General features: G+C 55.7%; 22 protein-coding genes and 1 riboswitch. Of the genes, 10 read left to right on the plus strand and 12 right to left on the minus strand.

What is annotated here, in order from left to right:
- Positions 1–20: 20 nt before the first annotated feature.
- Both ACOTZD_RS06450 and ACOTZD_RS06455 read right to left on the minus strand, forming a co-directional pair.
- A complete protein-coding gene (locus ACOTZD_RS06450; protein WP_023314860.1) occupies positions 21–1,286 on the minus strand; it encodes an oligosaccharide MFS transporter in 1,266 nt (421 codons plus the stop codon).
- A gap of 31 nt (positions 1,287–1,317) precedes the next feature.
- Positions 1,318–3,132, minus strand: coding sequence for a DUF2264 domain-containing protein (locus ACOTZD_RS06455; RefSeq protein WP_174402462.1), 1,815 nt, complete (start codon positions 3,130–3,132; stop codon positions 1,318–1,320).
- A 166-nt stretch (positions 3,133–3,298) separates the two neighbouring features.
- Between ACOTZD_RS06455 and ACOTZD_RS06460 the strand changes: the two genes are divergently transcribed.
- The gene (locus ACOTZD_RS06460; RefSeq protein ID WP_174402463.1) at positions 3,299–4,135 is read left to right on the plus strand and encodes an AraC family transcriptional regulator; all 837 of its coding nucleotides are present in this window, start codon (positions 3,299–3,301) and stop codon (positions 4,133–4,135) included.
- A 101-nt stretch (positions 4,136–4,236) separates the two neighbouring features.
- Here ACOTZD_RS06460 and parE read toward each other — a convergent pair whose 3' ends face one another.
- Genes parE through nudF form a run of 5 tightly spaced genes read right to left on the minus strand, consistent with a single transcriptional unit; the run spans position 4,237 to position 8,645 of the window.
- On the minus strand, positions 4,237–6,129 hold the full coding sequence (gene parE / locus ACOTZD_RS06465; protein ID WP_003862513.1) for a DNA topoisomerase IV subunit B: 1,893 nt from the start codon (positions 6,127–6,129) through the stop codon (positions 4,237–4,239).
- A gap of 28 nt (positions 6,130–6,157) precedes the next feature.
- Complete coding sequence (gene yqiA / locus ACOTZD_RS06470) at positions 6,158–6,739, minus strand: esterase YqiA (protein WP_023314863.1); 582 nt, start codon at positions 6,737–6,739, stop codon at positions 6,158–6,160.
- The gene (cpdA, locus tag ACOTZD_RS06475; RefSeq protein ID WP_023314864.1) at positions 6,739–7,566 is read right to left on the minus strand and encodes a 3',5'-cyclic-AMP phosphodiesterase; all 828 of its coding nucleotides are present in this window, start codon (positions 7,564–7,566) and stop codon (positions 6,739–6,741) included. The genes yqiA and cpdA overlap by 1 nt, the downstream gene beginning before the upstream one ends.
- Before the next feature lie 27 nt (positions 7,567–7,593).
- Positions 7,594–8,016: a DUF1249 family protein gene (locus tag ACOTZD_RS06480; RefSeq protein ID WP_003862516.1), complete on the minus strand. Its 423-nt coding sequence runs from the start codon at positions 8,014–8,016 to the stop codon at positions 7,594–7,596.
- Complete coding sequence (gene nudF / locus ACOTZD_RS06485; RefSeq protein WP_003862517.1) at positions 8,013–8,645, minus strand: ADP-ribose diphosphatase; 633 nt, start codon at positions 8,643–8,645, stop codon at positions 8,013–8,015. Before nudF ends, ACOTZD_RS06480 begins: the two co-directional genes overlap by 4 nt.
- A gap of 203 nt (positions 8,646–8,848) precedes the next feature.
- On the opposite strand from nudF, the gene tolC reads away from it, so the two are divergent.
- The 3 genes from tolC to ACOTZD_RS06500 all read left to right on the plus strand — a co-directional run bounded on the left by tolC (position 8,849) and on the right by ACOTZD_RS06500 (position 12,347).
- Positions 8,849–10,327 (plus strand): outer membrane channel protein TolC, encoded by a 1,479-nt coding sequence (gene tolC, locus ACOTZD_RS06490; protein ID WP_023314865.1) that lies wholly within the window; start codon positions 8,849–8,851, stop codon positions 10,325–10,327.
- A gap of 191 nt (positions 10,328–10,518) precedes the next feature.
- The gene (locus ACOTZD_RS06495; RefSeq protein WP_003862522.1) at positions 10,519–11,184 is read left to right on the plus strand and encodes a DUF1190 family protein; all 666 of its coding nucleotides are present in this window, start codon (positions 10,519–10,521) and stop codon (positions 11,182–11,184) included.
- Between the two features lie 2 nt (positions 11,185–11,186).
- On the plus strand, positions 11,187–12,347 hold the full coding sequence (locus ACOTZD_RS06500) for a glutathionylspermidine synthase family protein (protein WP_023314866.1): 1,161 nt from the start codon (positions 11,187–11,189) through the stop codon (positions 12,345–12,347).
- A gap of 82 nt (positions 12,348–12,429) precedes the next feature.
- Here the strand turns inward: ACOTZD_RS06500 and ygiD are convergent, their stop codons facing one another.
- The gene (ygiD, locus tag ACOTZD_RS06505) at positions 12,430–13,218 is read right to left on the minus strand and encodes a 4,5-DOPA dioxygenase extradiol (RefSeq protein ID WP_023314867.1); all 789 of its coding nucleotides are present in this window, start codon (positions 13,216–13,218) and stop codon (positions 12,430–12,432) included.
- A gap of 130 nt (positions 13,219–13,348) precedes the next feature.
- Between ygiD and zupT the strand changes: the two genes are divergently transcribed.
- The 5 genes from zupT (at position 13,349) to ACOTZD_RS06530 (ending at position 19,287) form a co-directional block, all read left to right on the plus strand.
- A complete protein-coding gene (gene zupT, locus ACOTZD_RS06510) occupies positions 13,349–14,122 on the plus strand; it encodes a zinc transporter ZupT (RefSeq protein WP_023314868.1) in 774 nt (257 codons plus the stop codon).
- 267 nt (positions 14,123–14,389) lie between these two features.
- Positions 14,390–14,950: a fimbrial protein gene (locus tag ACOTZD_RS06515; protein WP_003862529.1), complete on the plus strand. Its 561-nt coding sequence runs from the start codon at positions 14,390–14,392 to the stop codon at positions 14,948–14,950.
- 76 nt (positions 14,951–15,026) lie between these two features.
- Entirely contained in the window at positions 15,027–17,471 is a 2,445-nt protein-coding gene (locus ACOTZD_RS06520; protein WP_421636261.1) for a fimbria/pilus outer membrane usher protein, read from the plus strand.
- A gap of 9 nt (positions 17,472–17,480) precedes the next feature.
- Positions 17,481–18,242, plus strand: a complete 762-nt coding sequence (locus ACOTZD_RS06525) for a fimbrial biogenesis chaperone (RefSeq protein ID WP_022651871.1) — start codon at positions 17,481–17,483, stop codon at positions 18,240–18,242.
- Positions 18,226–19,287 (plus strand): fimbrial protein, encoded by a 1,062-nt coding sequence (locus tag ACOTZD_RS06530; protein ID WP_003862536.1) that lies wholly within the window; start codon positions 18,226–18,228, stop codon positions 19,285–19,287. Before ACOTZD_RS06525 ends, ACOTZD_RS06530 begins: the two co-directional genes overlap by 17 nt.
- 44 nt (positions 19,288–19,331) lie before the next feature.
- Here ACOTZD_RS06530 and ribB read toward each other — a convergent pair whose 3' ends face one another.
- Positions 19,332–19,985 carry a 3,4-dihydroxy-2-butanone-4-phosphate synthase gene (gene ribB / locus ACOTZD_RS06535; protein WP_003862538.1) on the minus strand — a complete coding sequence of 218 codons (654 nt, stop codon included), beginning with the start codon at positions 19,983–19,985 and terminating at the stop codon, positions 19,332–19,334.
- A 105-nt stretch (positions 19,986–20,090) separates the two neighbouring features.
- A riboswitch (FMN riboswitch) is annotated at positions 20,091–20,241 on the minus strand.
- Between the two features lie 120 nt (positions 20,242–20,361).
- Here ribB and ubiK point away from each other — a divergent pair.
- Positions 20,362–20,658, plus strand: a complete 297-nt coding sequence (ubiK, locus tag ACOTZD_RS06540; RefSeq protein ID WP_003862539.1) for a ubiquinone biosynthesis accessory factor UbiK — start codon at positions 20,362–20,364, stop codon at positions 20,656–20,658.
- 77 nt (positions 20,659–20,735) lie between these two features.
- Here ubiK and hldE read toward each other — a convergent pair whose 3' ends face one another.
- Genes hldE through ACOTZD_RS06555 form a run of 3 tightly spaced genes read right to left on the minus strand, consistent with a single transcriptional unit; the run spans position 20,736 to position 26,385 of the window.
- Positions 20,736–22,166, minus strand: coding sequence for a bifunctional D-glycero-beta-D-manno-heptose-7-phosphate kinase/D-glycero-beta-D-manno-heptose 1-phosphate adenylyltransferase HldE (gene hldE / locus ACOTZD_RS06545; protein ID WP_003862540.1), 1,431 nt, complete (start codon positions 22,164–22,166; stop codon positions 20,736–20,738).
- A gap of 40 nt (positions 22,167–22,206) precedes the next feature.
- On the minus strand, positions 22,207–25,062 hold the full coding sequence (gene glnE, locus ACOTZD_RS06550) for a bifunctional [glutamate--ammonia ligase]-adenylyl-L-tyrosine phosphorylase/[glutamate--ammonia-ligase] adenylyltransferase (RefSeq protein WP_421636260.1): 2,856 nt from the start codon (positions 25,060–25,062) through the stop codon (positions 22,207–22,209).
- 21 nt (positions 25,063–25,083) lie between these two features.
- Positions 25,084–26,385 (minus strand): inorganic triphosphatase, encoded by a 1,302-nt coding sequence (locus ACOTZD_RS06555; protein WP_048209624.1) that lies wholly within the window; start codon positions 26,383–26,385, stop codon positions 25,084–25,086.
- Positions 26,386–26,529: the final 144 nt, after the last annotated feature.

The raw sequence follows: 26,529 nt of genomic DNA on the forward strand, positions 1-26,529 counted from the left end.
TCCTTCTTTGACGGCGTAATTTATCGTGTTGACGTTTCTGCTACGTTCAGCGCACGAGCCCCGCGCCATTTGCTCTGACAGGCGGATAACGTAAAAGCAGAAATAAGGGTAAAGGTCAGCGCCGTTGCGCCCATGATGATATAGGTGTGCTCAAAGCCAATACGGTCATACATATAGCCGGCAGGGGAAGAGACCACCACGTTGCCAACGTAGAGCATCGCCTGATAGCCGAGTAAATACATGGTGGCATTGACGCGCTTGTCGAAATGCTCGGCGATATATTTAAATACCGACACCAGCAGGAGACAAATTTCCAGACCGTACAGCGGCTTAAGCACTGAAATTAACAGGTGTGAATCACACATGCCGGAAATAATCAGACGCGCCCCAACCACCAGCCCGACAATTAATAGCCCGCGTTTGGCGCCAATAAAGTTCACAAACAGCGGGACCACCATATACATGACAAATTCCATGCCCGACTGCACGGTCCCGAGATAACCGAATACCGCGTTGCCCTGGTGAATATCGTCGAAGAAGGTGACGAAATAGCGCGAGAACTGCTGCTCGGCGATAAACATCATCCACGCCACGCCCGCCACGTACAGGCAGAAGGCCCAGAATTTGCGGTTTCGCAGCAGGGCGTAAACGTCTGACGGGGCGATTTTCTCTTTCGTCAGCACCTCGCCCGCGTGAATGGAGTTAGTGTTCACTTTCAGGCTCAGCAGGACGATCAGCATCAACACCGACGCCACGCTGCCGAGAATAAAGTTATACGCCGGTGAGAGGTTGAACAGCAGGCCGGAGAAAGATGACGCCACCGCCCAGCCGAGCGATCCCCACATACGGATCTGCCCGAACTCCATGCCGTTTAAGCGGCTAAAGCGGTCAGAATACGATTCGCACGCCGCCACACCCGCGTACCAGGCAAAGCTTAAATAGAGCGCGCCGATAATAATCCCGAGCAGGGTATTAGACATTAACAGCGGCTGGTAAACATAAATAAAGAATGGCGCCATCAGGGCCGACATGATCACCACAAAATAGAGCAGATATTTGCTCATGCCGATCTTATCGAGAATATAGCCGTAGATCGGCTTGAGAATAACGGAGAATATTCCGTTCACCGCAAAGACGGTTCCAATCACCGATCCGCTCAGGTTGGCTTTCTGACCGAGCCAGATCGCCAGCAGTCCAATACTGGCAGACCAGGTAAAGAAATAGAGAAAGATAAAGCTGCTGATTTTGTAATATTCAGTTCTGTTGGTTGTCGATGTGCTTTTCATATCATCCTCGCCGGGGTGTAGGGCCAGATTTTTATAATGTGAACGACAGCTTACGTTCGCTTCCGGGTTCGCTAATAACGACCTGGTTATGGGTTATATTCAGCTGCGGCGTCGCCGCAGCAGGCTGTCTTCCGCCAGCCAGGACGGCGCAACAGAGCCAGCTTTCCCCTTGCGGGAGGTCAGCTTTTAACAGCGGAATGGAGGCGCACTCCGCAAACATAATGCTGCTGTTCGGCGGCGTGACGATGCTGTCTGGCTGGCGCTGAATGATCGGCGAAAGATCGACAATGACGCTGCTGCCGTTTTCAGCCAACAGATAACAACCGCGTTCGCGCACCTGGTGGGCGGTTTTCATCACCGCAAAGCCGCCCTCGACGGTTTGCAGAGTGCGCGTGCTGTTGATACGGTGCAGGCGCAGGTGCCACTCCCCGAACGGGATCTGCCAGGTCGTAATCTGCACGTCGCGCCGCGGCGACCAGCGCGAGAAAATGTAATTTTCATCCACCCGAACCTCTTCGCACTCGCGACGACCGCGGAAATAGTCATCTCCGTCCGCCAGCAGCAGCATGGAATCGCAGGCGGCATGCTTCAGGCCAAAACGCCCGCGCTCAAGGGTGAATCCGAAGCGGCTGGAGTAGGCAAATTTGGTGTATTTCGCTTCGGTGTTGACGTAGTTGTTCAGCTCCAGCTGACCGGCGGTGAGCATGACGACGTGCTGCGAATCTTTCGAATGCATCAGGATCTGCTGCGCATGCGGGATCACATGTTTTTCAGCAAGCGCGGGCAGCGGTTGTTCTTCCGCCTGCCAGAACGGGTGTGCTTCCGGCAGCGCCAGGATCAGATAGGTTTTCAGCGCCCAGTACGGTGAACCGGGGGAGTTGTAATCCTCGCACATCGCCAGGTTCGGATACGCAAACCCCAGGGTGAGAATGCCGTCGCGATCGACAATCGACTGCTGCTGCCACCAGCGCAGATGCCGCAGCACAATGCCTTTCACGATGCCCGGGGTGAAGACGTCCAGCTGAGAAAAGGCCACCGCGCTCCAGAAGGCAACCATGGCAAAGCGGTAGGTCAGGCTGCGGCCAAACGGCACCGAGGCGCCATCGGCGGCGGACCAGTAGATAAAGTCTTCCGCGAAGAGGCGCGAGCGCTCGCGCAGCACATTCGCCCTCGCCTCGTCGTTACTCAGGGTGGCGTAAATCAGGCCGTAGAAATGGAAAGCCATGGAGATGTAGTAATCTTTCGGGCGGCCGGGACCGTCGGAATACCAGCCGTCGCCGAGGTAGTAGGCGTCCATCAGCGCAAAGCGGTGGTCAATGGCGGCCTGATCGTACGGCAGGCCAGCGCGCTTAAAGCCTAGCTGAACCATAATGGCAAAATAGTTCCAGTTGCTGTCCGGCATCTGCGCGTCGGTGATTTGGTTGAGCCACGCGTGCAGGTTCATCACCTCGCGACCGGTAAAGTGCGCGGTGAGTTTATCTCCCAGCAGAGCGAGCCCCAGACCGTAGGCCGCCATCTCCACCAGACGCTGATCGTACGGGCCGGTTTCACCCCAGTAACCGCTGCTTTGCGGGTCGGTACCAAGCTTAATGGCAGTAAGGTACTTCTCGCTGAACGGCGTGCTTTCGCCGGACGCCATCAGCGGAAACAGCCCCCACAGCGCGCGGGAAAGTCCCTCCATCTGCGCAATATCTGCTGTGTAATGGGCGCAGGTGTCGCCCAGCGGGAATCGTGAACGGTTCGCCGGAAATTGCGTGTCCAGCGCCTGTAAAAGTGCATTCAACGACGCCACTACCTCCTGGCGTGAAGACAACGGATTTGATTTTTCTTTGTTTGCCGCCCACATCGGTTCGCCCTCGTAATCAACTGCGGCAAAGCATAGTGAATCCGCAAGGTGCAGAAATGTTAGCCGTGTCACAGGCATGAACGATGAATAAACCTCCAGTTGAGAAAATTTAAAAAGGTGGTTTATAAAGACGATCAGACGGGAAAAAGTTGAGTTTTATTGCACTATGCACGACACGCCGACAACCGACCTTCTGGAACTGATCGCCCTGAACGATACCGTGGCCTCGTTCAGCCGCCTGTTTGCCAATACGGTGCGCTACCATCACTGGCATCAGTGTCTGGAGATCCTCTATGTGGAAGAGGGCTTTGGCGTGGCGATTGTCGATAAACGTCACTACACCATGCGCCCCGGACGACTGTTTTTCTTCCCGCCTTTTACGCTGCACAAGGTCATGGTGGACGAACAGGCGGAGGCAATTTACCGCCGCACCATTATTCATCTCGACCAGCACGCGGTGCTGAAGATCCTGCGGGATTTTCCCCAGACCCGGCAGCGCCTGGAGCGGCTGTCACGCCGTGGTGGCGAAGCGTGGGTCGCCGATTTAGCCCACTGTCACCACCATATCGACCATCTGTTTAGCTGCTATAAACCGCCGATGAACGGCGAGAGCATCGCCAGCCTGCTGATCGGCCTGTTCGCGATGCTGCCCGACGATCGCGACGGCGAGCCGGGCAACAGCCAGGGGATCGCCAGCCAGGTCATGATCTGGCTCGACGAGCATTATCAGGAGAAATTTCGTCTGGATGCGCTGGCTGCAGAGCTGGGTAAATCGCGCAGTTACGTATCGCGAAGATTCCATGCGGAAACAGGCGAAAAAATTCACGACTACCTGAACACGCTAAGGTTGCGTAAGGCGTGCGAGTGTTTACTCCACACTGATTCGAGCGTGCGTGACATTGCCGCACAGGCGGGATTTTCCGACGTGACGTGGTTTATCAGCGCGTTTAAAAAGGGGATTGGCGAGACGCCATTGCAGTACCGGAAAAACCATTCATCGTGATGAGCTGCATTTCTTGTCCGGCGGCGCTACGCTTGCACGGGCCTACGGGTTAAGAAGGCCGGGTAAGGCGCAGCCGCCACCCGGCAAAAAGACAGCGTGTATCAGGCCTCTATATCCGCCATGTCGCCTTTCTCCTGTAGCCAGTTACGTCGATCTTCAGAACGTTTCTTGGCCAGCAGCATGTCCATCACGGCGTTAGTTTGCTGTTCATCTTCATCGCTGATGGTCAGCTGCACCAGACGGCGGGTATTCGGATCCAGCGTGGTTTCACGAAGCTGCATCGGGTTCATCTCACCCAGCCCCTTAAAGCGCTGAACGTTCGGTTTGCCCTTCTTGCGCTTAAGCTGTTCCAGCACGCCCGCTTTCTCTTCTTCCGTCAGTGCATAGTAAACTTCTTTGCCGAGGTCGATTCGGTACAGCGGCGGCAGCGCCACGTGGACGTGACCGTTTTTCACCAGCGCGCGGAAATGCTTCACAAACAGCGCACAGAGCAGCGTGGCGATGTGCAGGCCATCGGAGTCCGCATCCGCGAGAATGCAGATCTTGCCGTAGCGCAACTGGCTCAGATCGTCGCTGTCCGGATCGATACCGATCGCAACCGAGATATCGTGTACTTCCTGCGAGGCCAGCACTTCATCAGACGAGACCTCCCAGGTGTTGAGGATCTTACCCTTGAGCGGCATGATCGCCTGATATTCACGATCGCGCGCCTGCTTGGCCGATCCGCCTGCCGAGTCTCCTTCCACCAGGAACAGCTCGGTGCGGTTGAGATCCTGCGCGGTACAGTCCGCCAGCTTGCCCGGCAGCGCGGGGCCGCTGGTCAGCTTTTTACGCACCACTTTCTTCGCCGCGCGCAGACGACGCTGGGCGCTGGAGATCGCCATTTCAGCCAGCATTTCTGCGGCCTGAACGTTCTGGTTCAGCCACAGGGTAAATGCATCTTTCACCACGCCGGAGACGAACGCCGCACACTGGCGTGACGACAGGCGCTCTTTAGTCTGACCGGCAAACTGCGGATCCTGCATCTTCACGGAGAGCACGTAGGCGCAGCGGTCCCAGATATCTTCCGCCGACAGCTTCACGCCGCGCGGCAGAATGTTGCGGTATTCGCAGAACTCGCGCATCGCATCCAGCAGCCCCTGACGCAGGCCGTTGACGTGGGTCCCGCCGAGCATAGTGGGGATCAGGTTAACGTAGCTTTCGGTCAGCAGCTCGCCGCCTTCCGGCAGCCACAGCAGCGCCCAGTCCACCGCTTCAGTATCGCCTTCGAAATTCCCGACGAACGGTTTTTCCGGCAGGGTTGGCAGGCCGTTAACCGCTTCGCACAGGTAGTCGTTCAGACCATCGGCGTAGCACCAGGTTTGTTCGGTATTATTAACGTGGTCTTTAAAGGTGATTTCCACGCCCGGGCACAGCACCGCTTTGGCTTTCAGCAGGTGCGTCAGGCGGGAAACAGAAAAGCGTGGGCTGTCGAAGAAGCTTTCGTCAGGCCAGAAGTGGACGCTGGTGCCGGTGTTGCGTTTACCGCACGTCCCGACGACCTGCAAATCCTGCACTTTTTCGCCGTTTTCAAACGCGATGTTATACACCTGGCCGTCGCGACGGACGTTCACTTCCACGCGCTTTGACAGGGCGTTAACCACGGAGATCCCCACGCCGTGCAAGCCGCCGGAGAACTGGTAGTTTTTGTTGGAGAACTTACCGCCCGCGTGCAGACGACAGAGGATCAGCTCAACGGCGGGAACACCCTCTTCCGGGTGGATATCTACCGGCATGCCGCGGCCGTCGTCGATGACTTCCAGCGACTGATCGGCGTGCAGGATAACGTCCACGCGTTTGGCATGGCCTGCCAGCGCTTCGTCCACACTGTTATCAATTACTTCCTGGCCCAGGTGGTTTGGGCGCGTCGTATCGGTGTACATCCCCGGGCGGCGGCGAACCGGCTCAAGCCCGGTGAGTACCTCAATGGCATCAGCGTTATAGGTTTGCGTCATGATTTAAGCTAGCAATTCGCATTGATTGTCAGTGGCTGTGCAGTCCAAGAAAATCGACAATCTGGGTGAAATGATCTTCAAAGCCCGTGAAAGCATGGTTACCGCCCTCTTCTACAGTCTGGCGGCAGGATGCGTAATACGCCACTGCCTGGCGGTAATCCAGCACTTCATCTCCCGTCTGTTGCAGCAGCCAGATAAGATCGGGCGCTTCAAGCGGGTCGACCTGCATAACTTTGAGATCGTAAATATGGCGTGACTCTAGCACATATTGTTGGCCGGTGTAGGGGTTCTCGTTTTCGCCAAGAAAGTCCCTTAACAGCTCAAATGGCCGGACCGCCGGGTTGACGACGACAGCGGGCAACATAAAGCACTGCGACAGCCAGGTGGCGTAGTAGCCGCCGAGCGACGACCCGACAACGCCAAACGATTCGCCGCCGTGTTCCAGCACTAGCGATTCCAGCATCTCTGCCGCATCCGCCGGATAAGGGGGCAACTGCGGAATAATCATCTCCACGTGGGGATGATGCGCGCTCAGCCACTGGCGAAGCTGCGTCGCTTTCGCCGAACGCGGTGAGCTGTTAAACCCATGCAGATAGAGAAGCGTCGACATCAATAGCCTTCCGAAGCGGTATCCGGGCGGAATTGTGCCCCGGCCAGACGGCAAACTTCGGTGGTCAGCGAGCCATCGGCATGCAGCTCCAGCCAGCGCCAGCCCGGTGCGATGGTATCCAGCGTAAAGTTGGCGCAGTGCGGCTTAAACTGCACGCAGGTAGAGGGCGTCGCGAGCAGACGTCGACCGTTCCAGTCGAGATCCTGTTCCTGGTGAATATGACCGCACAGCAAATTTTTTACGCGCGGGAATTTCGCCAGCACGCCGTCCAGCGCCGCAGAGTTGCGTAAGCTGTGCTGATCGAGCCAGCTACAGCCCGCCGGCAGCGGGTGATGATGCAGTAACAGCAACGTATTGCGATTCGGTTCGGCGGCCAGTTTTGTCTCCAGCCAGTCAAGCTGATAGTCGCTCAACTCACCGTGCGGAACGCCAAACACCTGACTGTCGAGGAGCAGAATTTGCCACTGGTCCCCCGCAAAGACACATTTTGCCGGTGAAATCCCCGCATCCTGAAGCGAACTGTACATCGCGGGCTGAAAATCGTGATTGCCCGGCAGCCAGACGCAAGGCACGCTAAAGCTCGCAATCCCTTCAGCAAAATGCTGATAGGCTGCGGAGGATTGATCCTGCGCCAGATCGCCCGTCGCGACGATCAGATCGCATGGCCGCTTTTCAGCATGGATCGCGTCAAGAACCGCCTGATAACTCTCCCAGGTGTTCACGCCCAGAAGCGTCTCATGCTTTTCGGCAAAAAGGTGGGTGTCGGTGATTTGTAATATCCTGACTGGCGCCCCACCAGCAACAGTCAGGTTCAACAGGCTTTCCAAATGGTGTCCTTAGGTAGGTTTATGACGCTAACAAACCGGAATCGCCATTGCTCCATGTGCTAAACAATATCTTAGCCAGTCGGCTAAAAACTGGTTAATTTGATGCTTTTCGTCGCGTTGATGCAACTTTTTATTCGGATAATCATACCGCGCTTTAAAGCGAAAGATCTGCTGGCTTGAACACACTTCAGCGACCATCGCGTCATGATAAAGACGTACCGTCATCGACGGCAGGCTCCAGTAGCTGATGCTCGGCGCCGTTTGCTCAATCTCCACCAGCGTAGTGTAGCGCGTTGATTCTGTTATCGTTAACCGATACTGCGCGTTGCTCACCTGATAGCTCACCGTTTCGCCGGGCGCGTCGTTTCGCGGCAGCAGGCGGCGCAGCTGGGCGAAATTTGTTTCGCACAGGCGCATCATTTCTGGGAAGTCAGGTGTATAACGCTTCATTTTTTCCACTCGTGTCGTAATGTCTGATAATGCAGCTGTAGCCATTGCAGAGCGATGACAGACGCTGCGTTGTCGATTTTCCCCTCTTCTACCCACTGGTAAGCCAGCTCCCGACTCACCACATGAACCCGAATATCTTCGTTTTCATCTGCCAGACCATGGATCCCTTCCGCTGTCGTGGCGTCCACTTCGCCCACCATAATAGATGAACGTTCCGTTGTCCCACCCGGGCTTGCCAGGTAGCTCAACACCGGCTTCGTCCGGCCAACCACCAGGCCCGCCTCTTCCAGCGCCTCGCGGCGAGCGACGTCTTCGACCGACTCACCTTCTTCGATCATCCCGGCCACCATCTCCAGCAACCACGGCGTTTCGCTGGTATCATAAGCCGCAATACGCACCTGCTCGACCAGCACAACTTCGTCACGCACTGGGTCATAGGGTAGCAACACAGCCGCATGCCCGCGCTCAAAAATTTCGCGTTTGATTTCACCGCTCATCTCACCGTTAAACAGACGATGCCTGAAACGGTAAAGTTCCATTGAAAAAAAACCGCTATAAAGCGTTTCTCGTGCAATAATTTCTACATCGTTTTTGGCGAAGGTGACAGGCACGTTTTCTGGTTTTTGCATCGGTCGAGTCCTGGTAGCAATGGTGATGAAATTGTGAATTTCAAGGCTGTTTGGCTGCCGTTTGTATGGCTATATGGTAGATTGGAGCAAATTACCGCCAGATGGCACGTTACGCCAACCTTTTGGTGTGGATGATTCTGTTAGAATCGGCAATTATTTTTAATTAGATCAGCGCTAATACTGCTTCACAACAAGGAATGCAAATGAAGAAATTGCTCCCCATCCTTATCGGCCTGAGCCTGACGGGCTTCAGTGCAATGAGCCAGGCAGAGAACCTGTTACAGGTCTACCAGCAGGCACGTCTGGGCAACCCTGATTTACGTAAATCAGCGGCCGATCGTGATGCTGCGTTTGAAAAGATTAACGAAGCACGTAGTCCACTGCTGCCGCAGTTAGGCTTAGGTGCAGATTATACCTACACTAACGGTTTTCGCGATAATAACGGCATCAACTCAAATGCCACCAGCGCCTCTTTACAGTTAACGCAAACCCTGTTCGACATGTCCAAATGGCGTGAGCTGAGCTTGCAGGAAAAGAGCGCCGGCATTCAGGATGTCACCTATCAGACAGATCAGCAGACGCTTATCCTGAATACCGCGACCGCCTACTTCAACGTACTGAGCGCGATTGACGCCCTCTCCTACACCGAAGCGCAGAAACAGGCGATTTATCGTCAGTTAGATCAGACCACCCAGCGTTTTAATGTGGGTCTGGTTGCGATCACTGACGTGCAGAACGCCCGTTCACAGTACGATACCGTACTGGCTAACGAAGTGACCGCACGTAACAACCTCGACAACGCGCTGGAAGCACTGCGTCAGGTCACCGGTAACTACTATCCTGAGCTGGCCTCTCTGAACGTGGACAGCTTCAAAACAGACAAGCCGCAGGCGGTTAACGCCCTGCTGAAAGAGGCGGAAAACCGCAACCTGACCTTGCTGCAGGCACGCCTGAGCCAGGACCTGGCGCGCGAGCAGATCCGTCTTGCACAGGATGGTCACCTGCCAACCCTGAGCCTGAGCGCCTCTACCGGCGTATCGGATACCAGCTACAGCGGTTCTAAAACCAACACTGCCCAGTATGACGACAACAATATGGGCCAGAACAAAGTGGGCCTCAGCTTCTCTCTGCCGCTGTACCAGGGCGGGATGGTTAACTCTCAGGTTAAGCAGGCGCAGTACAACTTCGTAGGCGCGAGCGAGCAGCTTGAAAGCGCGCACCGCAACGTGGTCCAGACCGTGCGTTCTTCCTTCAACAACGTGAACGCGTCCATCAGCAGCATCAACGCCTATAAACAGGCCGTTGTCTCTGCGCAAAGCTCTCTGGACGCGATGGAAGCGGGTTACTCCGTCGGTACGCGTACTATCGTTGATGTGTTAGACGCAACGACCACGCTGTACAACGCGAAACAGCAGCTCTCCAGTGCGCGTTACCAGTACCTGATCAACCAGCTGAACATCAAGCAGGCGCTGGGTACGCTGAACGAGCAGGATCTGCAAATGCTGAACAGCACGCTGGGCAAACCGGTTTCCACGTCGCCTGACAGCGTCGCGCCGGAAAATCCACAGCAGGATGCCGCCGTGGATAATTTCACCGCTAACAGCAGCACCCCGGTTGCACAGCCAGCGGCAGCGCGTAGCACCTCACCTGCCAGCAGCGGCACGAATCCGTTCCGCAATTAAGCGTGTCATCAGGCCCACTGCGGCCTGATGCCCTCACCTCAGCCCTCTCCCACAGGGAGAGGGAGCACATTAATCCCCCCCCGAACGTAAGCCAACGTAAAGATCCCCCGGATTTCGCCCCTCGTCGCTTCATTTTCAACCACTCATCCTCTATCCTGAGCGTTATTACCACTGGGTCCTGGAAGACAAATATGAAACGGACAAAAACGATGAATCACGCGTCGTTCCGCAAAAGCTGGAACGCACGCCACCTGACACCTGTCGCGCTGGCGGTCACCGCCGTCTTTATGCTGGCAGGCTGTGAGCAAAACGACGAAACGGTTTCGCTGTATCAAAACGCCGACGACTGCGCGAGCGCAACCGGTAAAGCCGCTGAGTGTACGACGGCGTATAACAACGCCCTGAAAGAAGCGGAACGTACCGCGCCGAAATATGCCTCACGCGAAGACTGTGTAGCCGAATTCGGTGAAGGCCAGTGCCAGCAGGCACCTGCTCAGGCGGGTATGGCACCGGAAAACCAGGCGCAGGCACAGTCCAGCGGCAGCTTCTGGATGCCGCTGATGGCGGGTTATATGATGGGCCGTTTGATGAGCGGCGGTGCGGGCTACCAGCAGCAGCCGCTGTTTAGCTCCAAAAACCCGAACAGCCCGGCCTACGGGAAATACACCGATGCCACCGGCAAGGGTTACGGTGCTGCAACGCCTGGCCGTACGATGACCGTACCGAAAACCGCAATGGCGCCGAAACCAGCCACCACCAGCACCATTACCCGTGGCGGCTTCGGTGAGTCTGTTGCCAAACAAACCACCATGCAGCGTAGTGCGACCGGCTCCTCAACTCGCTCAATGGGCGGCTGATCATGGAACGAGTCAGTATTGCCGAGCGCCCGGACTGGCGCGAAAAAGCCACCGAATACGGTTTCAACTTTCACACCATGTACGGCGAGCCGTACTGGTGTGAAGATGCTTACTATAAGCTCACGCTTGCTCAGGTCGAAAAGCTTGAAGAAGTGACCGCAGAGCTGCACCAGATGTGCCTGAAGGTGGTTGAGAAAGTCATCGACAGCGATGAGCTGATGACCAAATTCCGCATTCCGAAGCACACCTGGAGCTTTGTTCGTCAGTCCTGGAAAACGAACCAGCCTTCGCTCTACTCTCGCCTCGATCTGGCATGGGATGGCGTGGGTGAACCGAAGCTTTTAGAAAATAACGCAGATACGCCAACCTCCCTGTACGAAGCCGCGTTCTTCCAGTGGATCTGGCTGGAAGATCAGGCGAATGCCGGAAACTTGCCGGAAGGCAGCGATCAGTTCAACAGCCTTCAGGAAAAGCTGATTGAACGTTTCGTCGAACTGCGTGAACAGCACGGTTTCAACCTGTTGCACCTCGCCTGCTGCCGCGATACCGAAGAAGACCGCGGTACGGTTCAGTATTTGCAGGACTGCGCAGCCGAAGCGGAAGTGGCGACGGAATTTCTCTATATCGAAGATATCGGTTTAGGTGAAAAAGGTCAGTTTACGGACATGCAGGATCAGGTGATCAGCAACCTGTTCAAGCTCTATCCGTGGGAATACATGCTGCGGGAAATGTTCTCTACCAAACTGGAAGACGCTGGCGTGCGCTGGCTGGAACCAGCCTGGAAGAGCATTATCTCCAATAAAGCCCTGCTGCCGATGCTGTGGGAGATGTTCCCGAATCACCCGAACCTGCTGCCTGCTTATTTTGCCGAAGATGATTTCCCACCGATGGAGAAATACGTCGTTAAGCCAATCTTCTCCCGTGAAGGGGCAAACGTCTCGATTATCGAAAACGGTAAAACGCTGGAAGCAGTTGAAGGGCCGTACGGTGAAGAAGGGATGATCGTCCAGGCGTTTTATCAACTGCCGAAGTTTGGCGACAGCTATACGCTGATCGGCAGTTGGCTTATTAACGATCAGCCTGCCGGGATTGGCATTCGCGAAGATCGCGCGCTGATTACGCAGGATCTGTCACGTTTCTACCCGCATATTTTCGTCGAGTAAGACTTGCCGGGTGGCGGCTTCACCTTACCCGGCCTACATGTCGAGCGTAGGCCCGGTAAGCGCAGCGTCACCGGGCATGTGTTTACCCCACCTGCACCGACAGCATACTCAAACTCCCCATCTCAATGCCGTCGACCGGGGTTGTAATAACCTCCTGACCGTCCCATGCGCCTAATACATACAGCAATGGCAAGAAGTGTTCCGGCGTCGGGTTAGAGAGCGAACCGCCATCGTGCTCCAGATAGTTCACCAAAGGGTGCCGTTCGACCGGCCCTTGCCAGGCCAGGTTGTCTTTTACATAGTCATTAAAGGCTGTTGCCCAGGGGTACGGCGTATTTTCACCGTGCCAGCGTACCGTACGCAGATTGTGTACCACGTTGCCACTGGCTATCAGCATGATGCCCTCATCACGAAGCGAAGCCAGCTTACGCCCCATCTCCATGTGCCAGGCAGCTGGTTTGGTGCTGTCGATACTCAGTTGTACCATCGGAATATCGGCATCCGGATACATTTTGATCAACACCCCCCATGAGCCATGGTCAAAGCCCCAGGCTTCTTTGTCCAGCGCAACCGGAACAGGGGCAAGCAGATCAACCAGCCGCTGCGCCAGCTCAGGGGAGCCCGGCGCAGGATAATGCGTGTCATACAGCGCCTGCGGAAAGCCGCCAAAATCATGAATCGTTTTTGGCGTTTCCATGGCCGTCACGCCGGTACCCCGGGTAAACCAGTGCGCAGAGACCACCACAATTGCCTTCGGACGCGGTAACGTCTCACCCAACTGACGCCAGGCGCGGGTATAGACGTTATCTTCCAGGACGTTCATTGGGCTGCCATGGCCTAAAAACAGTGCTGGCATACGAGAAGAAGACATGGTGATATCCTTAGAGGAGGTGTCAATGTGATAGGCCTACATTACGCGCATTCAGGTGAAGATGAACGCAGATAACCGTGAAGATCATCATCAGGAAATTTGAATGCCAGATATCGCTTAAGGAGAATGCATGTCAGTACCGTTGATTTTGACCATACTTGCGGGCGCCGCAACCTTTATCGGTGCGTTCCTCGGGGTACTCGGGCAAAAACCCTCTAATCGCCTGCTGGCCTTCTCGCTGGGTTTCGCCGCCGGGATCATGCTGCTTATCTCGCTGATGGAGATGCTGCCCGCCGCGCTTCACACCGAAGGGATGTCGCCTGTTCTGGGCTATGGCATGTTTATCATTGGCCTGCTGGGTTATTTTGCACTCGACCGTATTCTTCCTCACGCGCACCCGCAGGATTTAATGCAAAAAAGCGTTACCCCCATTCCGGGAAATATCAAACGCACGGCCATTCTGCTGACGCTGGGTATCAGCCTGCATAACTTTCCGGAAGGTATCGCCACCTATGTCACGGCCAGCAGCAACCTGGAAATAGGTTTTGGTGTGGCGCTGGCCGTGGCTTTGCACAATATTCCTGAAGGACTTGCCGTTGCCGGGCCCGTTTATGCCGCCACGGGTTCAAAACGTACAGCTGTCTTTTGGGCAGGTATCTCCGGCATGGCTGAAATTCTCGGCGGCGTGCTGGCGTGGCTGATCCTCGGTAGCCTCGTATCCCCGGTTGTAATGGCTGCAATTATGGCTGCCGTGGCCGGGATTATGGTCGCGCTCTCTGTCGATGAGCTGATGCCGCTGGCAAAAGAGATCGATCCCAACAATAACCCAAGCTACGGCGTGCTGTGTGGAATGTCAGTGATGGGGATGAGCCTGGTTCTGCTGCAAACGGCAGGTATTGGCTAAGAATTAATGCCTCCGTTTTTATACGGAGGCTTTATATTATTCAAAAAAACAATCCTATATATTTTACATATAATAACCCACAAAATATAAATCTATTAAAACCCCGAAAAAAGAAGCCTCTTCAGATAGCCTGAAAATATTAATTAAAACCATCTAAAAATATATTTAAGTCACGTTAATCGCGTCTCCCCGCCCCAATCCGTATACTTTGCGAGTATTCTGAAATTAATATTCACATTACGAATCAATCTGAAAAAGGATATTTTCATGTATATGGGTAAAAAATTGCTGTTAGCGGCAGCTATGGCTGCCATTGTATCGGGTTCTGCGTTTGCTGATGATCAAGGCTCAGGCAAAATCAAATTCAAAGGCGTGGTTATTGACGCACCATGCAGCATCGCTCCAGACAGCGTTGATAAAGAAGTCGACCTGGGTGAAGTGACTACGGCCGTTATCAACGCCAACAAAAAATCCACGCCGGTTCCGGTCGATATCAATCTGGAAAACTGCCAGCTTGACGATCCGGCAGACGAAACCGACACGCCAATTACTAAAGTGGAAGTGACCTTTACCAGCGCAGCGACAGATGCGACGGATACCAGCCTGATGAGCAACACCTTTGCAAACGGTGCGCAGAACGTGGGCGTCCGTCTGCTGGATAACGCGGAAGGCAACATCACGCTTGGTCAGCCAAACGTGCTTGATCTGCTGGCGGGTTCAACCACCCAGACGCTGCATTTCAAAGCGGTTATGGAAGTCCCAACAGGTAAAACTGCGACGGCAGGCCAGGTTGAAGCCACGGCTAACTACGTCCTGATGTACAAATAATTCCGTTACGTCACGGTATCAGCCGACTGGCAATCCATGCCGGTCGGCACTCTTTATTTATTCGAGTAACAGGATGATGACATACAAAGTACAATGGATAATCATCATTGCGTCCCTGTTAATGACGATAGTTGCCTCTGCCACTGAATTTAATATAAACGCCATCGATAAAGATCAGCGCGGCAGCGTCGATTTATCACGTTTTAAAGATCAAATATCGGTTACGCCGGGAAGCTATTTCGTTACGGTTTCAGTTAATGATATTCCGCTGGCAAATGGCTGGCAGCTTCGCTGGCGAGAAATAAATAACGCAGTTCAGGTCTGTATTCCCCCCGCGCTGGCCGATACATTCGCATTGCAGGATGACGTTCGTCACGCTTTGCCGGTAAAAGAGGGATGCGTTGATTTCGCCACCAGACCAGACATCAAATTTATTTTTGAGCAAGGCAGCCAGACCCTGAAAGTAACGATCCCCCAGGCGTGGCTGCAATACCGTGCGGTTGACTGGATGCCGCCATCCACCTGGGACAACGGCGTGCCAGGCGTACTGCTGGATTACAATCTTTTTGCCAGCCATTATCAGCCCAATAGCAGCGGCAGCAATGACAACGCCAATACCTATGGTACCGCCGGTGCGAACATGGCCGCGTGGCGTCTGCGAAGCGATTACCAGTACACGCGAAGCGATACTGAAGCAGGCTCAGAGCAGGATGGCCGTTTTTCACGCGTGTATATGTTCCGCCCTCTGCCCTCGATCGGTGCGAAACTGACGCTGGGTGAAACGGATTTCCAGTCCTCCATTTTTGACGCCTTCACCTACACCGGCGCATCGCTAATCAGCGATGAACGTATGCTGCCATGGTCGCTGCGCGGCTATGCCCCACAGATTACCGGAATAGCACAAACCAACGCCACCGTGGCCGTAAGCCTTGCCGATCGCGTGATTTACCAGAGTAAAGTGCCACCAGGACCCTTTGTTATTCAGGATCTTAACCAGTCGGTTCAGGGCACGCTGGACGTCAAAGTCACGGAAGAAGACGGACGCGTCAACACCTTCCAGGTCTCGGCTGAATCCGTGCCGTTTTTAACGCGCAAGGGCCAGGTGCGCTATAAGCTCGCGGCGGGTAAAGCGCGCCAGGGCGCCTCCCATGATGTTGAAGATAATGCCTTCATGAGCGGCGAATTTTCCTGGGGCATGCTGTCGCACACCTCTCTGTATGGCGGCACGCTGGCCGATGGCGACCGTTATCGTTCCGTCGCTGCCGGGATCGGCCAGAATATGGCCTGGCTGGGGGCGCTCTCTTTTGACGTCACGCAGGCTACCAGCCAGCTGCCACACCAGCGCAGCCAGACGGGTTACAGCTATCGCATTAACTACAGCAAGCGTTTCGATACCACCGGCAGTCAGCTTACGCTCGCCAGCTACCGCTACTCAGACCCACAGTTTTTGAGCTACGCCCGCTACCTGGATTATGACAACGGTGACCGCCAGTCGGAAAAACAAACCCTGAGCGTGACGGCAAGCCAGTACATTTCAGCGTTATCCCTTAACCTGTACGTCAATATGCTGCGTCAGACATGGTGGAATGATTCACCCTCCACGACCGGCAGCATCACGGCGGGCTACAACTTTGATATAGGTCGCTGGAAGAACCTTGGCGTAACCCTGTCCTGGAGTAAAACGCATTACGAGGAGGAAGACGAAAATGACGATACTCAGTTTTATCTCTCGCTCAGCGTACCGCTCGATCCCGATCATCGACTTAACTATGACCTGCGTAACAGCGACACGCTGAGCCATAACGTGTCGTGGTATGACACGTCGGATCGCAATAATACCTGGGGCGTTTCCGCAGGTACGGAGAGCGGGAAGCCAGATTCCGGCGCGCAGGTCAGCGGGAATTATCAGCATTATTCTGCGTACGGCGATCTCAATCTCTCCGGCAGCTATAAAGCTAACGAATATAACTCCCTCAGCGCGAGCTGGAGCGGTTCCTTCACCTCAACGGCGAAAGGCGCCGCGCTGCACCGGCGCAGTTACGGTAATGAACCCCGCGTAATGGTCAGCACCGACGGGGTAGGCCATATCCCGCTGAACATGTCGCGCGATGAAACTAACCGTTTTGGCATCGGCGTTTTACCGTCATTCTCCAGCTATTCCCCCTCTAGCGTGCAGGTCAATATGAACAACCTTCCGGATGGCGTAGACGTGGACAACCGCGTCGTGACCTCAACCTGGACTGAGGGGGCCATTGGTTATCGTCAGATTGCCACGCGCGCAGGTCAGGACGTAACAGGCGTTTTGCGGATGTCGTCAGGAACACCACCACTCGGGGCGATTGTTCGCCTGGATGAAAGCAATTTACAGGTTGGGATGGTGGCCGATGAAGGCCGCGTCTGGCTCGGCGCCGTTGAGCCAGAACAGCAGTTTCGCGTGACATGGGGCGACAACCAACAGTGTCGCTTCTCGTTACCTTCTCACTTAGAAAACAGTATGCAGTTGATACTGCCGTGCCAGTAAGAAATCATCATGAAATTAACGCCGATTAAAAGCCTGTGCCTGATGCTGATCAGCACAACATTTACCGCCCACGCGGCCATTAACCTGGACCGCACGCGCATTGTTTTTCCAGAAAGCGACAAGGCCAGCAGCCTGAAAGTGGACAATCAGAGCAAGGCGCTGCCTTATCTGGCGCTCTCCTGGATTGAAGATGAAAAGGGGCAAAAAGAAGATGTGCACTTTATGGCGCTTCCCCCCATTCAACGTATCGAAGCGGGCGCCTCGTCGCAGGTAAGAATTGTTAAACAAGCCGCTACCCGCCAGTTGCCAAAAGACAGGGAATCGCTGTTTTATTTCAACCTGCGTGAAGTACCGCCTAAAAGCACCAGCGCCAGCGAGGAGCGCAGCGTGATGCAGGTTGCCATGCAGAGCCGAATTAAGCTCTTCTGGCGTCCGGAAGCGATTCGCAAAAAATCTGGCGAACTGACTGAAATGCGTATGGAAATTACCGCCAACGCGAAAGGGCTCACGGTCCACAACCCTACGCCGTACTACATCACGCTGGCGTGGCTGAGCAAAAATGCCAAAACCATGCTGCCGGGTTTTGACAGTCTGATGATTGCGCCTTTCGCCACGGCAACCGCCTCTACCGGCGATTACCACGGTAGTTATTACAGCATCGGCTACATCGACGATTACGGCGCACTGAAAAAAGTCGACGTACAGTGCACCGGAACGGTGCTATGTAAGCTTAACGAACGGAAAATCGATAAAGATGCGAAAGCTCACTAGTTTCCTGCTTACATTGCTGCTTACAACGCTGCCTTTGAAAGAAGCGCTGGCGCTCAACTGCTATCTGGGTGGATCTGGCGGCCCCGTCGAGGAGACAAAAACGATCTCCCCTTTTGCCATACCCAGCAACGCTCAGGTTGGCCAAAAAATATGGGAGTCTGATGACATTAAAATTCCGGTGACGTGTGACAATAACGTCACAAGCGGTTTCAAGCCGGAAGATGTTTTTGCCTGGGTAAACCCTTATCCTGCCGCAACCGATCCCTATTATGAACTGGGCGTCACCTATGAAGGCATAGATTACGATGCCACAGGCCAGCCCAACGGCGTGGATACCCGCCAGTGCCTGGACAACGATAACATCACCATTTACACCCCGGATCAAATCCGCCAGATGGGTTGGGAGAATCGCATCTGCTCTGGCAATCCGGATGATATCCACATTACGCGCACGTTCGTCGCCCGTTTACGACTTTTCGTGAGAATTAAGGCTATGCCGCCACATGGCTATGTCAGCTCGCTCAGCGATTACATCGTTGTGCAGTTTGACGGTAAGGGCGGCGTTAATCAGATGGCCGATGCGAAGAACCTTAAGTATCACATCAACGGACTGCAAAACATTACGGTGCTTGATTGCGGGGCGACGTTTACCATTTACCCTGAGAATCAGGAGATCGACTTTGGCACCTTCAGCGCGCGCGACATCGTGAATCAGCAGACGCGTTTGCGCACGTTTTCAATACGAACCACCAAAGTCCAGGATGCCCAGTGCTCGGATGGATTTAAGATGGACTCGTCGTTTTACACAACCGAAACGCTCAGCGCAGACGACACTGCGGTGCTGATAGGGAATGGGTTAAAACTGCGTATTCTTAACGGAACGGCCCCTTACACCTTCAACCAGTACAAAGAGTACGCCGATTTTACGGGCGATAAGATGAATGTTGAGCAAAACTACACAGCTGAACTTTCACGGGAAGAAGGAAAAGCGATTCAGTCCGGGCCGTTCGAAACCGTGGTACTGTTCAAAATTAACTACCACTAGAAACAAAAAAACCGGGTTTCCCCGGCTTTTTTACATCAGCATGTTCAGCTGGCTTTGCGCTCGTGCGCGCGGCGGTACTCAACCAGATCTTCAATCGTCACCACTGGCATATTGTGCAGACGCGCAAAGGTGATGCACTCCGGCGCACGCGCCATGGTGCCATCATCGTTGGTCAGTTCGCACAGCACGCCTGCGGGTTTGAAGCCAGCCAGCGTCACCAGATCGATGGTCGCTTCGGTATGACCACCACGGGTCAGCACGCCGCCCGGCTGCGCGCGCAGCGGGAAGACGTGACCAGGACGGTGCAGATCGGAAGGTTTCGCACCATCAGCAATCGCTGCACGCACGGTGGTCAGACGGTCAGCCGCCGACACACCGGTGGTTACGCCATGCGCCGCTTCAATGGTCACAGTGAAGCCAGTACCAAAGGCGCTGGTGTTGTTTTCAACCATCATCGGCAGATCAAGCTGCTGGCGACGGTCTTCGGTGATGCACAGGCATACGATGCCGCTACCGTGACGGATGGTCAGCGCCATCTGCTCAACGGTCATGTTCTCGGCGGCAAAAATCATGTCGCCTTCGTTTTCACGGTTTTCATCGTCAAGCACCATCACACCGCGGCCTTCGCGCAGGGCATCCAGTGCATGTTCAACACGTTGAGTTGAAGTGCCAAAAGAGGAAAGTAGCGTCTGATTCATGGTAAAAAAACCTCATTAACTTTATGGTTACCAGAATCAGGGCAGTCTTAGGAGCGCCGTACAAGCGGCAAAAAAATAACGTGAGCGGGCTTTGCCCGACTGGATCGTTACTCTCTCCCATCCGGACTCTAACCGTCGGCCCCGGAATTACACCGGATCTGCTGACCTTTGAGAATTCACCCAAAGCGCTCGCGGGCTTTCAGCGTTAAGCTGATTTACCGCCGGTGGGGAATTTCGCCCCGCCCTGAGAATAAGCGAGATAACTATAACGCTATTGATTACCCTGGGCAATGCATAAGCTTCAAACAATTTTGTTTAACCCGCGGCATGACACGCTACAATAGGCACTAACACCTTTTCATCAAGGGAAACGACAATGATTGACCCAAAGAAAATTGAGCAGATCGCGCGTCAGGTTCATGAGTCCATGCCGAAAGGTATTCGTGAGTTTGGTGATGACGTTGAGAAGAAAATCCGCCAGACGTTGCAGGCACAGTTGGTTCGCCTTGATTTAGTCAGCCGCGAAGAGTTTGACGTGCAGACGCAGGTGCTGCTGCGCACCCGCGAGAAGCTGGCGCTGCTGGAACAACGTTTGACCGAGCTGGAAAACCGCAATGCGCCGGAAGAAGTGAAGCCAGCGCCAGCTATTCCACCGGTGGATGACCAGGCATAAGTGCGGCCTGATGCCCTCACCCCAGCCCTCTCCCACAGGGAGAGGGTGAAAAACGAACGGGCCAACAGGCCCGTTTTTTACTGACTGTCTTTCTGGATCTTCTTAATGATGTTGGTGGTTGAACACCCGTCCTCAAAGTTGAGCACCATTACTTCACCACCATTCGCCCAGACCTCTTCGCTACCTGCGATTTGCTCTGGTTTGTAATCACCGCCCTTCACCAGCAGGTCAGGCAAAATTCCGGCAATCAGGCGCTGCGGGGTGTCTTCTTCAAATGAGACCACCCAGTCCACCGCTTCCAGCGCGCCGAGCACTATCATGCGCTGCTCCAGCGGGTTAACCGGACGCGTTTCACCCTTCAGACGTTTGGTTGAGGCATCGCTGTTGACCGCCACAATCAGGCGGTCGCCCAGCTTGCGCGCATTCGCCAGATACGACACGTGGCCCGCATGCAGGATGTCGAACACGCCGTTCGTCATCACCACTTTTTCACCGCGTTTGCGCGCGGCGGCAACGGCCACTTTCAGCTCGTCTTCGGTCATGACGCCAAAGCCGGTATCCGCACGCCCACGCACCGCGTTTTCCAGCTCAATTGGCGAAACGGTGGAGGTCCCGAGTTTACCGACGACCACGCCCGCCGCGGCGTTCGCGAAGTAGCATGCTTCTTCCAGGGAGTTACCCGCCGCCAGCGTCGCCGCCAGCACGCCAATCACCGTATCACCGGCACCGGTCACGTCGTACACTTCCTGCGCCTGGGTTGGCATATGCAGCGGCGCCTTGCCCGGTTGCAGCAGCGTCATGCCCTGCTCGGAACGGGTCACCAGCAGCGCAGACAGCTCGAAATCAGCGATGATTTTCATGCCGCGCTCAACCAGCTCTTCTTCAGTTTTGCACTTGCCCGCCACCGCTTCGAATTCAGAGAGGTTTGGCGTCAGCAGGGTTGCGCCGCGATAGCGCTCAAAATCGGTGCCTTTCGGGTCGATCAGCACCGGTACGCTGGCCTTACGCGCCAGCTGGATCATGGTCTGCACGCTCGCCAGCGCGCCTTTCGCGTAGTCGGACAGCACCAGCGCGCCAATATTGCCCAACGCCTGGTTAATGCGCTCGTGCAGCGGCTCGGGATCAACGCCTTCGAACCCTTCTTCAAAGTCGAGGCGGATTAGCTGCTGGTTACGCGACAGCACGCGAAGCTTGGTGATGGTTGGGTGGGTCGGAACAGAAACGAAGTCACACTTCACATTCACGTCCGCCAGCGACTTGCTCAGCGCACGCGCCGCATCGTCAATGCCGGTCAGGCCAACCAGACGCGAATGTGCGCCCAGAGAGGCTATGTTCATCGCCACGTTTGCCGCGCCACCGGGACGCTCTTCAATGGTGTCGACCTTTACCACCGGTACCGGTGCTTCCGGAGAGATGCGGCTAGTCGGCCCATACCAGTAGCGATCCAGCATCACATCACCGACAACCATAACTCCAGCACGTTCAAACTCTGGCAGTGTTACTTTCATTCCTGACTCCAGAAAGATTCACAATTTGCGCGCGATAATATCACACTTGTTTTGTTACGCACGGTTCCACTAGCCACTTCTGCCAGCTTGTAGTCACCTGCGCGCGTTCGTCGGCGAAACAGTCCAGCGCCACATGGCCCGGCTGTTCCTGTAATGCCAGATGGTGCAACTCATCACGCAGTGTGGTGTAGGCGCGGGTTAAGGCCTGCGCCTCCTGCTCATCCATAATGTCGTTCTGCGCCAGCAGTTCCAGTATGCGCACGTTATCCGACCAGCGGGTCAGCTTCGGTTTATCGTGCGCGTGCAGCAGCACCAGGTACTGAGTGATAAACTCAATATCGGTAATCCCGCCTTCATCGGCTTTGATATCAAAGCGATCGCGATGTTTGTTGCCAAGGTGCGCGCGCATCTTCTCCCGCATTTCCCGCACTTCGGTTTGCAGCGTACTGCCCTCGCGCGGGGTCGTCATGACCGCCTTGCGGATCGCATCGAACTGCGTTTTGAGCTGCGGATCGCCATACACCACGCGGGCGCGCACCAGCGCCTGATGCTCCCACGTCCAGGCTTCGTTCTTCTGATAGTCGGTGAAAGCCTCCGTCGAGGTGACCAGCATGCCTGCCGCGCCGGACGGGCGCAGACGCGCATCCACTTCATACAGAATGCCGGATGAGGTGCGGGTGCTGAACAGGTGCATAATGCGCTGGGCCAGACGCAGGTAGAACTGCCGTCCGTCAATCTCACGTTCGCCGTCGGTCATGACGTCTGCCGGACAGTCGTGGAGGAAAATCAGATCCAGATCGGAGCTGTAGCCCAGTTCCCAGCCGCCCAGCTTGCCGTACCCCACCACCGCAAAACCGCGGCCTTCACGGTCAGCAAGGTGCTTCGGCTGGCCGTAGCGGGCTACCATCTGCACCCACGCCTGATGGACAACCGCGTCGATGATCGCTTCCGCCAGCCAGGTTAAGTGATCGCTCACTTTCATTACCGGCAGGGTACCGGCGATATCTGCCGCCGCCACGCGCAGCATCTGTGCCTGCTTAAACTGACGCAGCGCCTCAAGCTGTTGCTCTTCGTCCTCTTCAGGTACGCGCAGCAGATACTGACGCAGCTCGTCGCGGTAGGCATCCGTCGCCGTCGGCTGATAGAGGGTATTCGGGTCGAGCAGTTCGTCCAGCAGCAGCGGATAACGCGCCAGCTTGTTCGCCACCATCGGCGAGGCGGCGCAGAGGGAAATCAGGTGCTTCAGCGCGCCGGGAAACTCGCTTAACAGCTCAAGGTAAGTGGTACGCGTGACGATCCCACTCAGCAGCGGCATCATGCGCGACAGCGGCACCGGCGCATCGTCGCGGGAGCAGACATCGCTCAGCAGATGCGGCATCAGATGATCCAGCACCTGACGACCGCGTGGGCCAATAGCGCGTTTGTTTAGTTCGAGACGGAAATCAGCAATCAGCGCCACCACGCGATGGCGGGCATCGTCGCTTAAGTGCGCCAGCACCGGCGTGGTGTCATCTTCCTGGAGTGCGTCCTGCCACAGTTCGCGCCAGTGCTCGGAGAGCGCATCGTCCTGCGATTCAGTTTCGTCGTCGCCGATCAGATCGTTAAAGATGCGGCGCACGCCCGCCATATGCGCTTCCAGCCGTTGCGTCAGCGCCGCCCAGTCATCCACCCGCATCCCCCAGGCCAGACGCGCCCGGTTCAGCTCATCGCCCGGCAACGTCTGGGTCTGTTCGTCGTTGATACTTTGCAGCAAATTTTCCAGACGACGCAGGAAGAGATAAGAGTCACGCAGCGTTTGCGCGTCGCCTTCCGGCAGCAGATGCAGCTGATCGATAGCGCTTAGCGTCGGCAGCAGCGAGCGGGATTGCAGAGAAGGTTCACGCCCGCCGCGTATCAGCTGGAAGACCTGGACGATAAATTCGATCTCACGAATACCGCCAGCACCGAGCTTGATGTTGTCTTTCAGGCCACGGCGACGCACCTCGCGGGCAATCATCCCTTTCATATTTCGCAGGGACTGGATAACGCTGAAGTCGATGTAGCGGCGGAACACGAACGGGCGCAGCATGGCGCGCAGCTCGTTGGCGTAGGCATCGTCGCTGTCGCCCATGATCCGCGCTTTGACCATCGCGTAACGCTCCCAGTCGCGACCCTGCTCCTGGTAGTAATCTTCCAGCGCGGCAAAGCTCAGCACCAGTGGCCCGCTGTCGCCAAACGGACGCAGGCGCATGTCCACGCGGTAAACAAAACCATCCTGCGTGGGCTGATCCAGCGCCTTAATCAGCCGCTGCCCCAGACGAGTAAAGAACTGGGCATTGTCCAGCTCGCGACGGCCGCCGCGCGTGGAGCCGTTCTCGGGCCAGGCAAAAATCAGATCGATGTCTGAGGAGAAGTTCAGCTCGCAGCCGCCCAGCTTGCCCATCCCCAGGATCAACAGTGGCTGAGGAACCCCTTCCTCGCTGCACGGCGTGCCCCACTCTTTACAGCAGGCGGCGTAGAGCCAGTCCCGCGCGGCGACAATCAGCGTCTGCGCCAGCTCGCTCAACTGCTGCAAGGTGCTCTCTTCACTCACCAGCTCCAGCGCCTGCGCCCAGGCAATGCGTACCATCACCCGGCGGCGGAACTGACGCAGAACGCGCATCAGCGTGGCTTCGTCTGCCACCTCTGCCAGCGCGGTTTGCAGCCAGCCAGCATAATGCCGCCACTCGTCAGCCTGCGGCGGCGCGCTTTCCAGCTCTGCCAGCCAGTCCGGGTTAGCGCTGACGCTCTCCTGTACAAAATCACTGAACGTGAGCACGCTTTTCGCCTGCTCGCCTAACGACGACGCGGGTAACGACTCAGGCAGCCGTTCACAAACGGTCTGCCAGTGCTGCTGTAACTGCGAAGAAAGCGGCATATCAGGGGTTCCTTGCCAGAATTAACGTTTTCCGCTGTGCAGCCAGTACGGATCCTGCGAAATGGCCTCGTTGCGGAAATGCTCGATCTCAATCTGCTGACGGGTCTCGATGGCATGCTTAAGCCCCTGCCAGTTCTCCAGCCAGGCCTGCGCCTTCACGCCCTCATACGCACCCGACAGCAGCAACATGCTGTCGATGTTACGCGCCAGGCGGGGAAGCTGATCGCCATACTGGTCGCCCAGCGGATGCGCAAAGGTGGTTCTCAGTTCGGCCGCGTGACGGGAGAGGTGGATATCCGCAAAACGTTTGAAGTTTTCCGCAATTTTGGCCTGCCCTTTCGCATCGAGGAAGGTGCGCCAGCCGCGCGTCACCAGAAATTCGGTCAGCGCCAGTTTCGCGCTGGCGTTTTGCGGGCTGTAGATCGCCGTTTGTGCCGACACGTCGGAAAGCATCAGCGTTTCGGTTTGAGTGAGCAAATCACGTAAGTGAGTGCTGGCTTTACGCGGTACAATGCCGCCAAAGAGCGTCAGGGTATGACGTACCAGCCCCATAGCGGCCAGCACCTGTTTTTTGGCATTTTTCACGTTACGCGCCCACAGCTCCTCGTGGAACTGCCACTGAGAGAGTGCCAGCTCCAGCGCCGCTTCCATGCCCTGCTCAACGGAGGCTTTCGGCACAACGCGCAGAATCGGGGTTTCTCGCAGCACGCGCGGCGCATTCCCGGCGGCCAGGTGATAGCCGCGCGCCGCTTTACTCAGGCTGCCCTGACGCAGCCCAGGCTGGTTCACCAGCTTGCGCGCCAGCTTCAGCACATCGCTCGCGTCGCCATCAAGCAGTTCGAGTTCCAATTCGCAGATCGGCTCCTGCTCTTCACCAGCCTTAATTTCACCCCGATCAAACGCGATCTCAATGCGGCTCTTGCCTTCCGTCACCAGCCATTTCTCGCGCCAGAAATCGGTGCTGAACAGCGGTTGCGCCTCTGCCGACAGCGTTGCGGGCAGCGTTCCTTCCGGCCACACTTCCGCCGGAAAGCGATCCAGCTCAAGTTCTGGCTTACTGATGTCGATATTGTATTCCGGACGCTGGTGTAAACCGCCCACCACGCGACCGGCGATTTTCATCGTCATCTCGTAGCGCCCGTTCGCACCCCGGATGCGCAGGCCCATATCATGGTTGCGCAGCCAGTTGTCCGGCGTTTCGTAATAGATGTTGAGCAGCTGTACGGGTTCATGGTGCTCGCCGGACAGCGTATTCAGATGCTGGCGGAGCGCGTCAGCGCTGTCTTTTTCGACGATAAACTTTAATTCGATCTCTTGTGCCATAGCCTTGTACTTTTGCGTGCGTCACAGACGCGTCGATGAAGGCGAACTTACTCGCCATTTGTTTGTCAGTACATAGTATTTTGCGCCAAATTGCCACGCAATGAGCAATTTGACGGGCGTAAAAGTTTAAAGCGGTGGAAATCA

The sequence above is a fragment of the Enterobacter cloacae complex sp. SHL022 genome (genome assembly GCF_049237785.1).
GTDB classification, from domain to species: domain Bacteria; phylum Pseudomonadota; class Gammaproteobacteria; order Enterobacterales; family Enterobacteriaceae; genus Enterobacter; species Enterobacter hormaechei_C.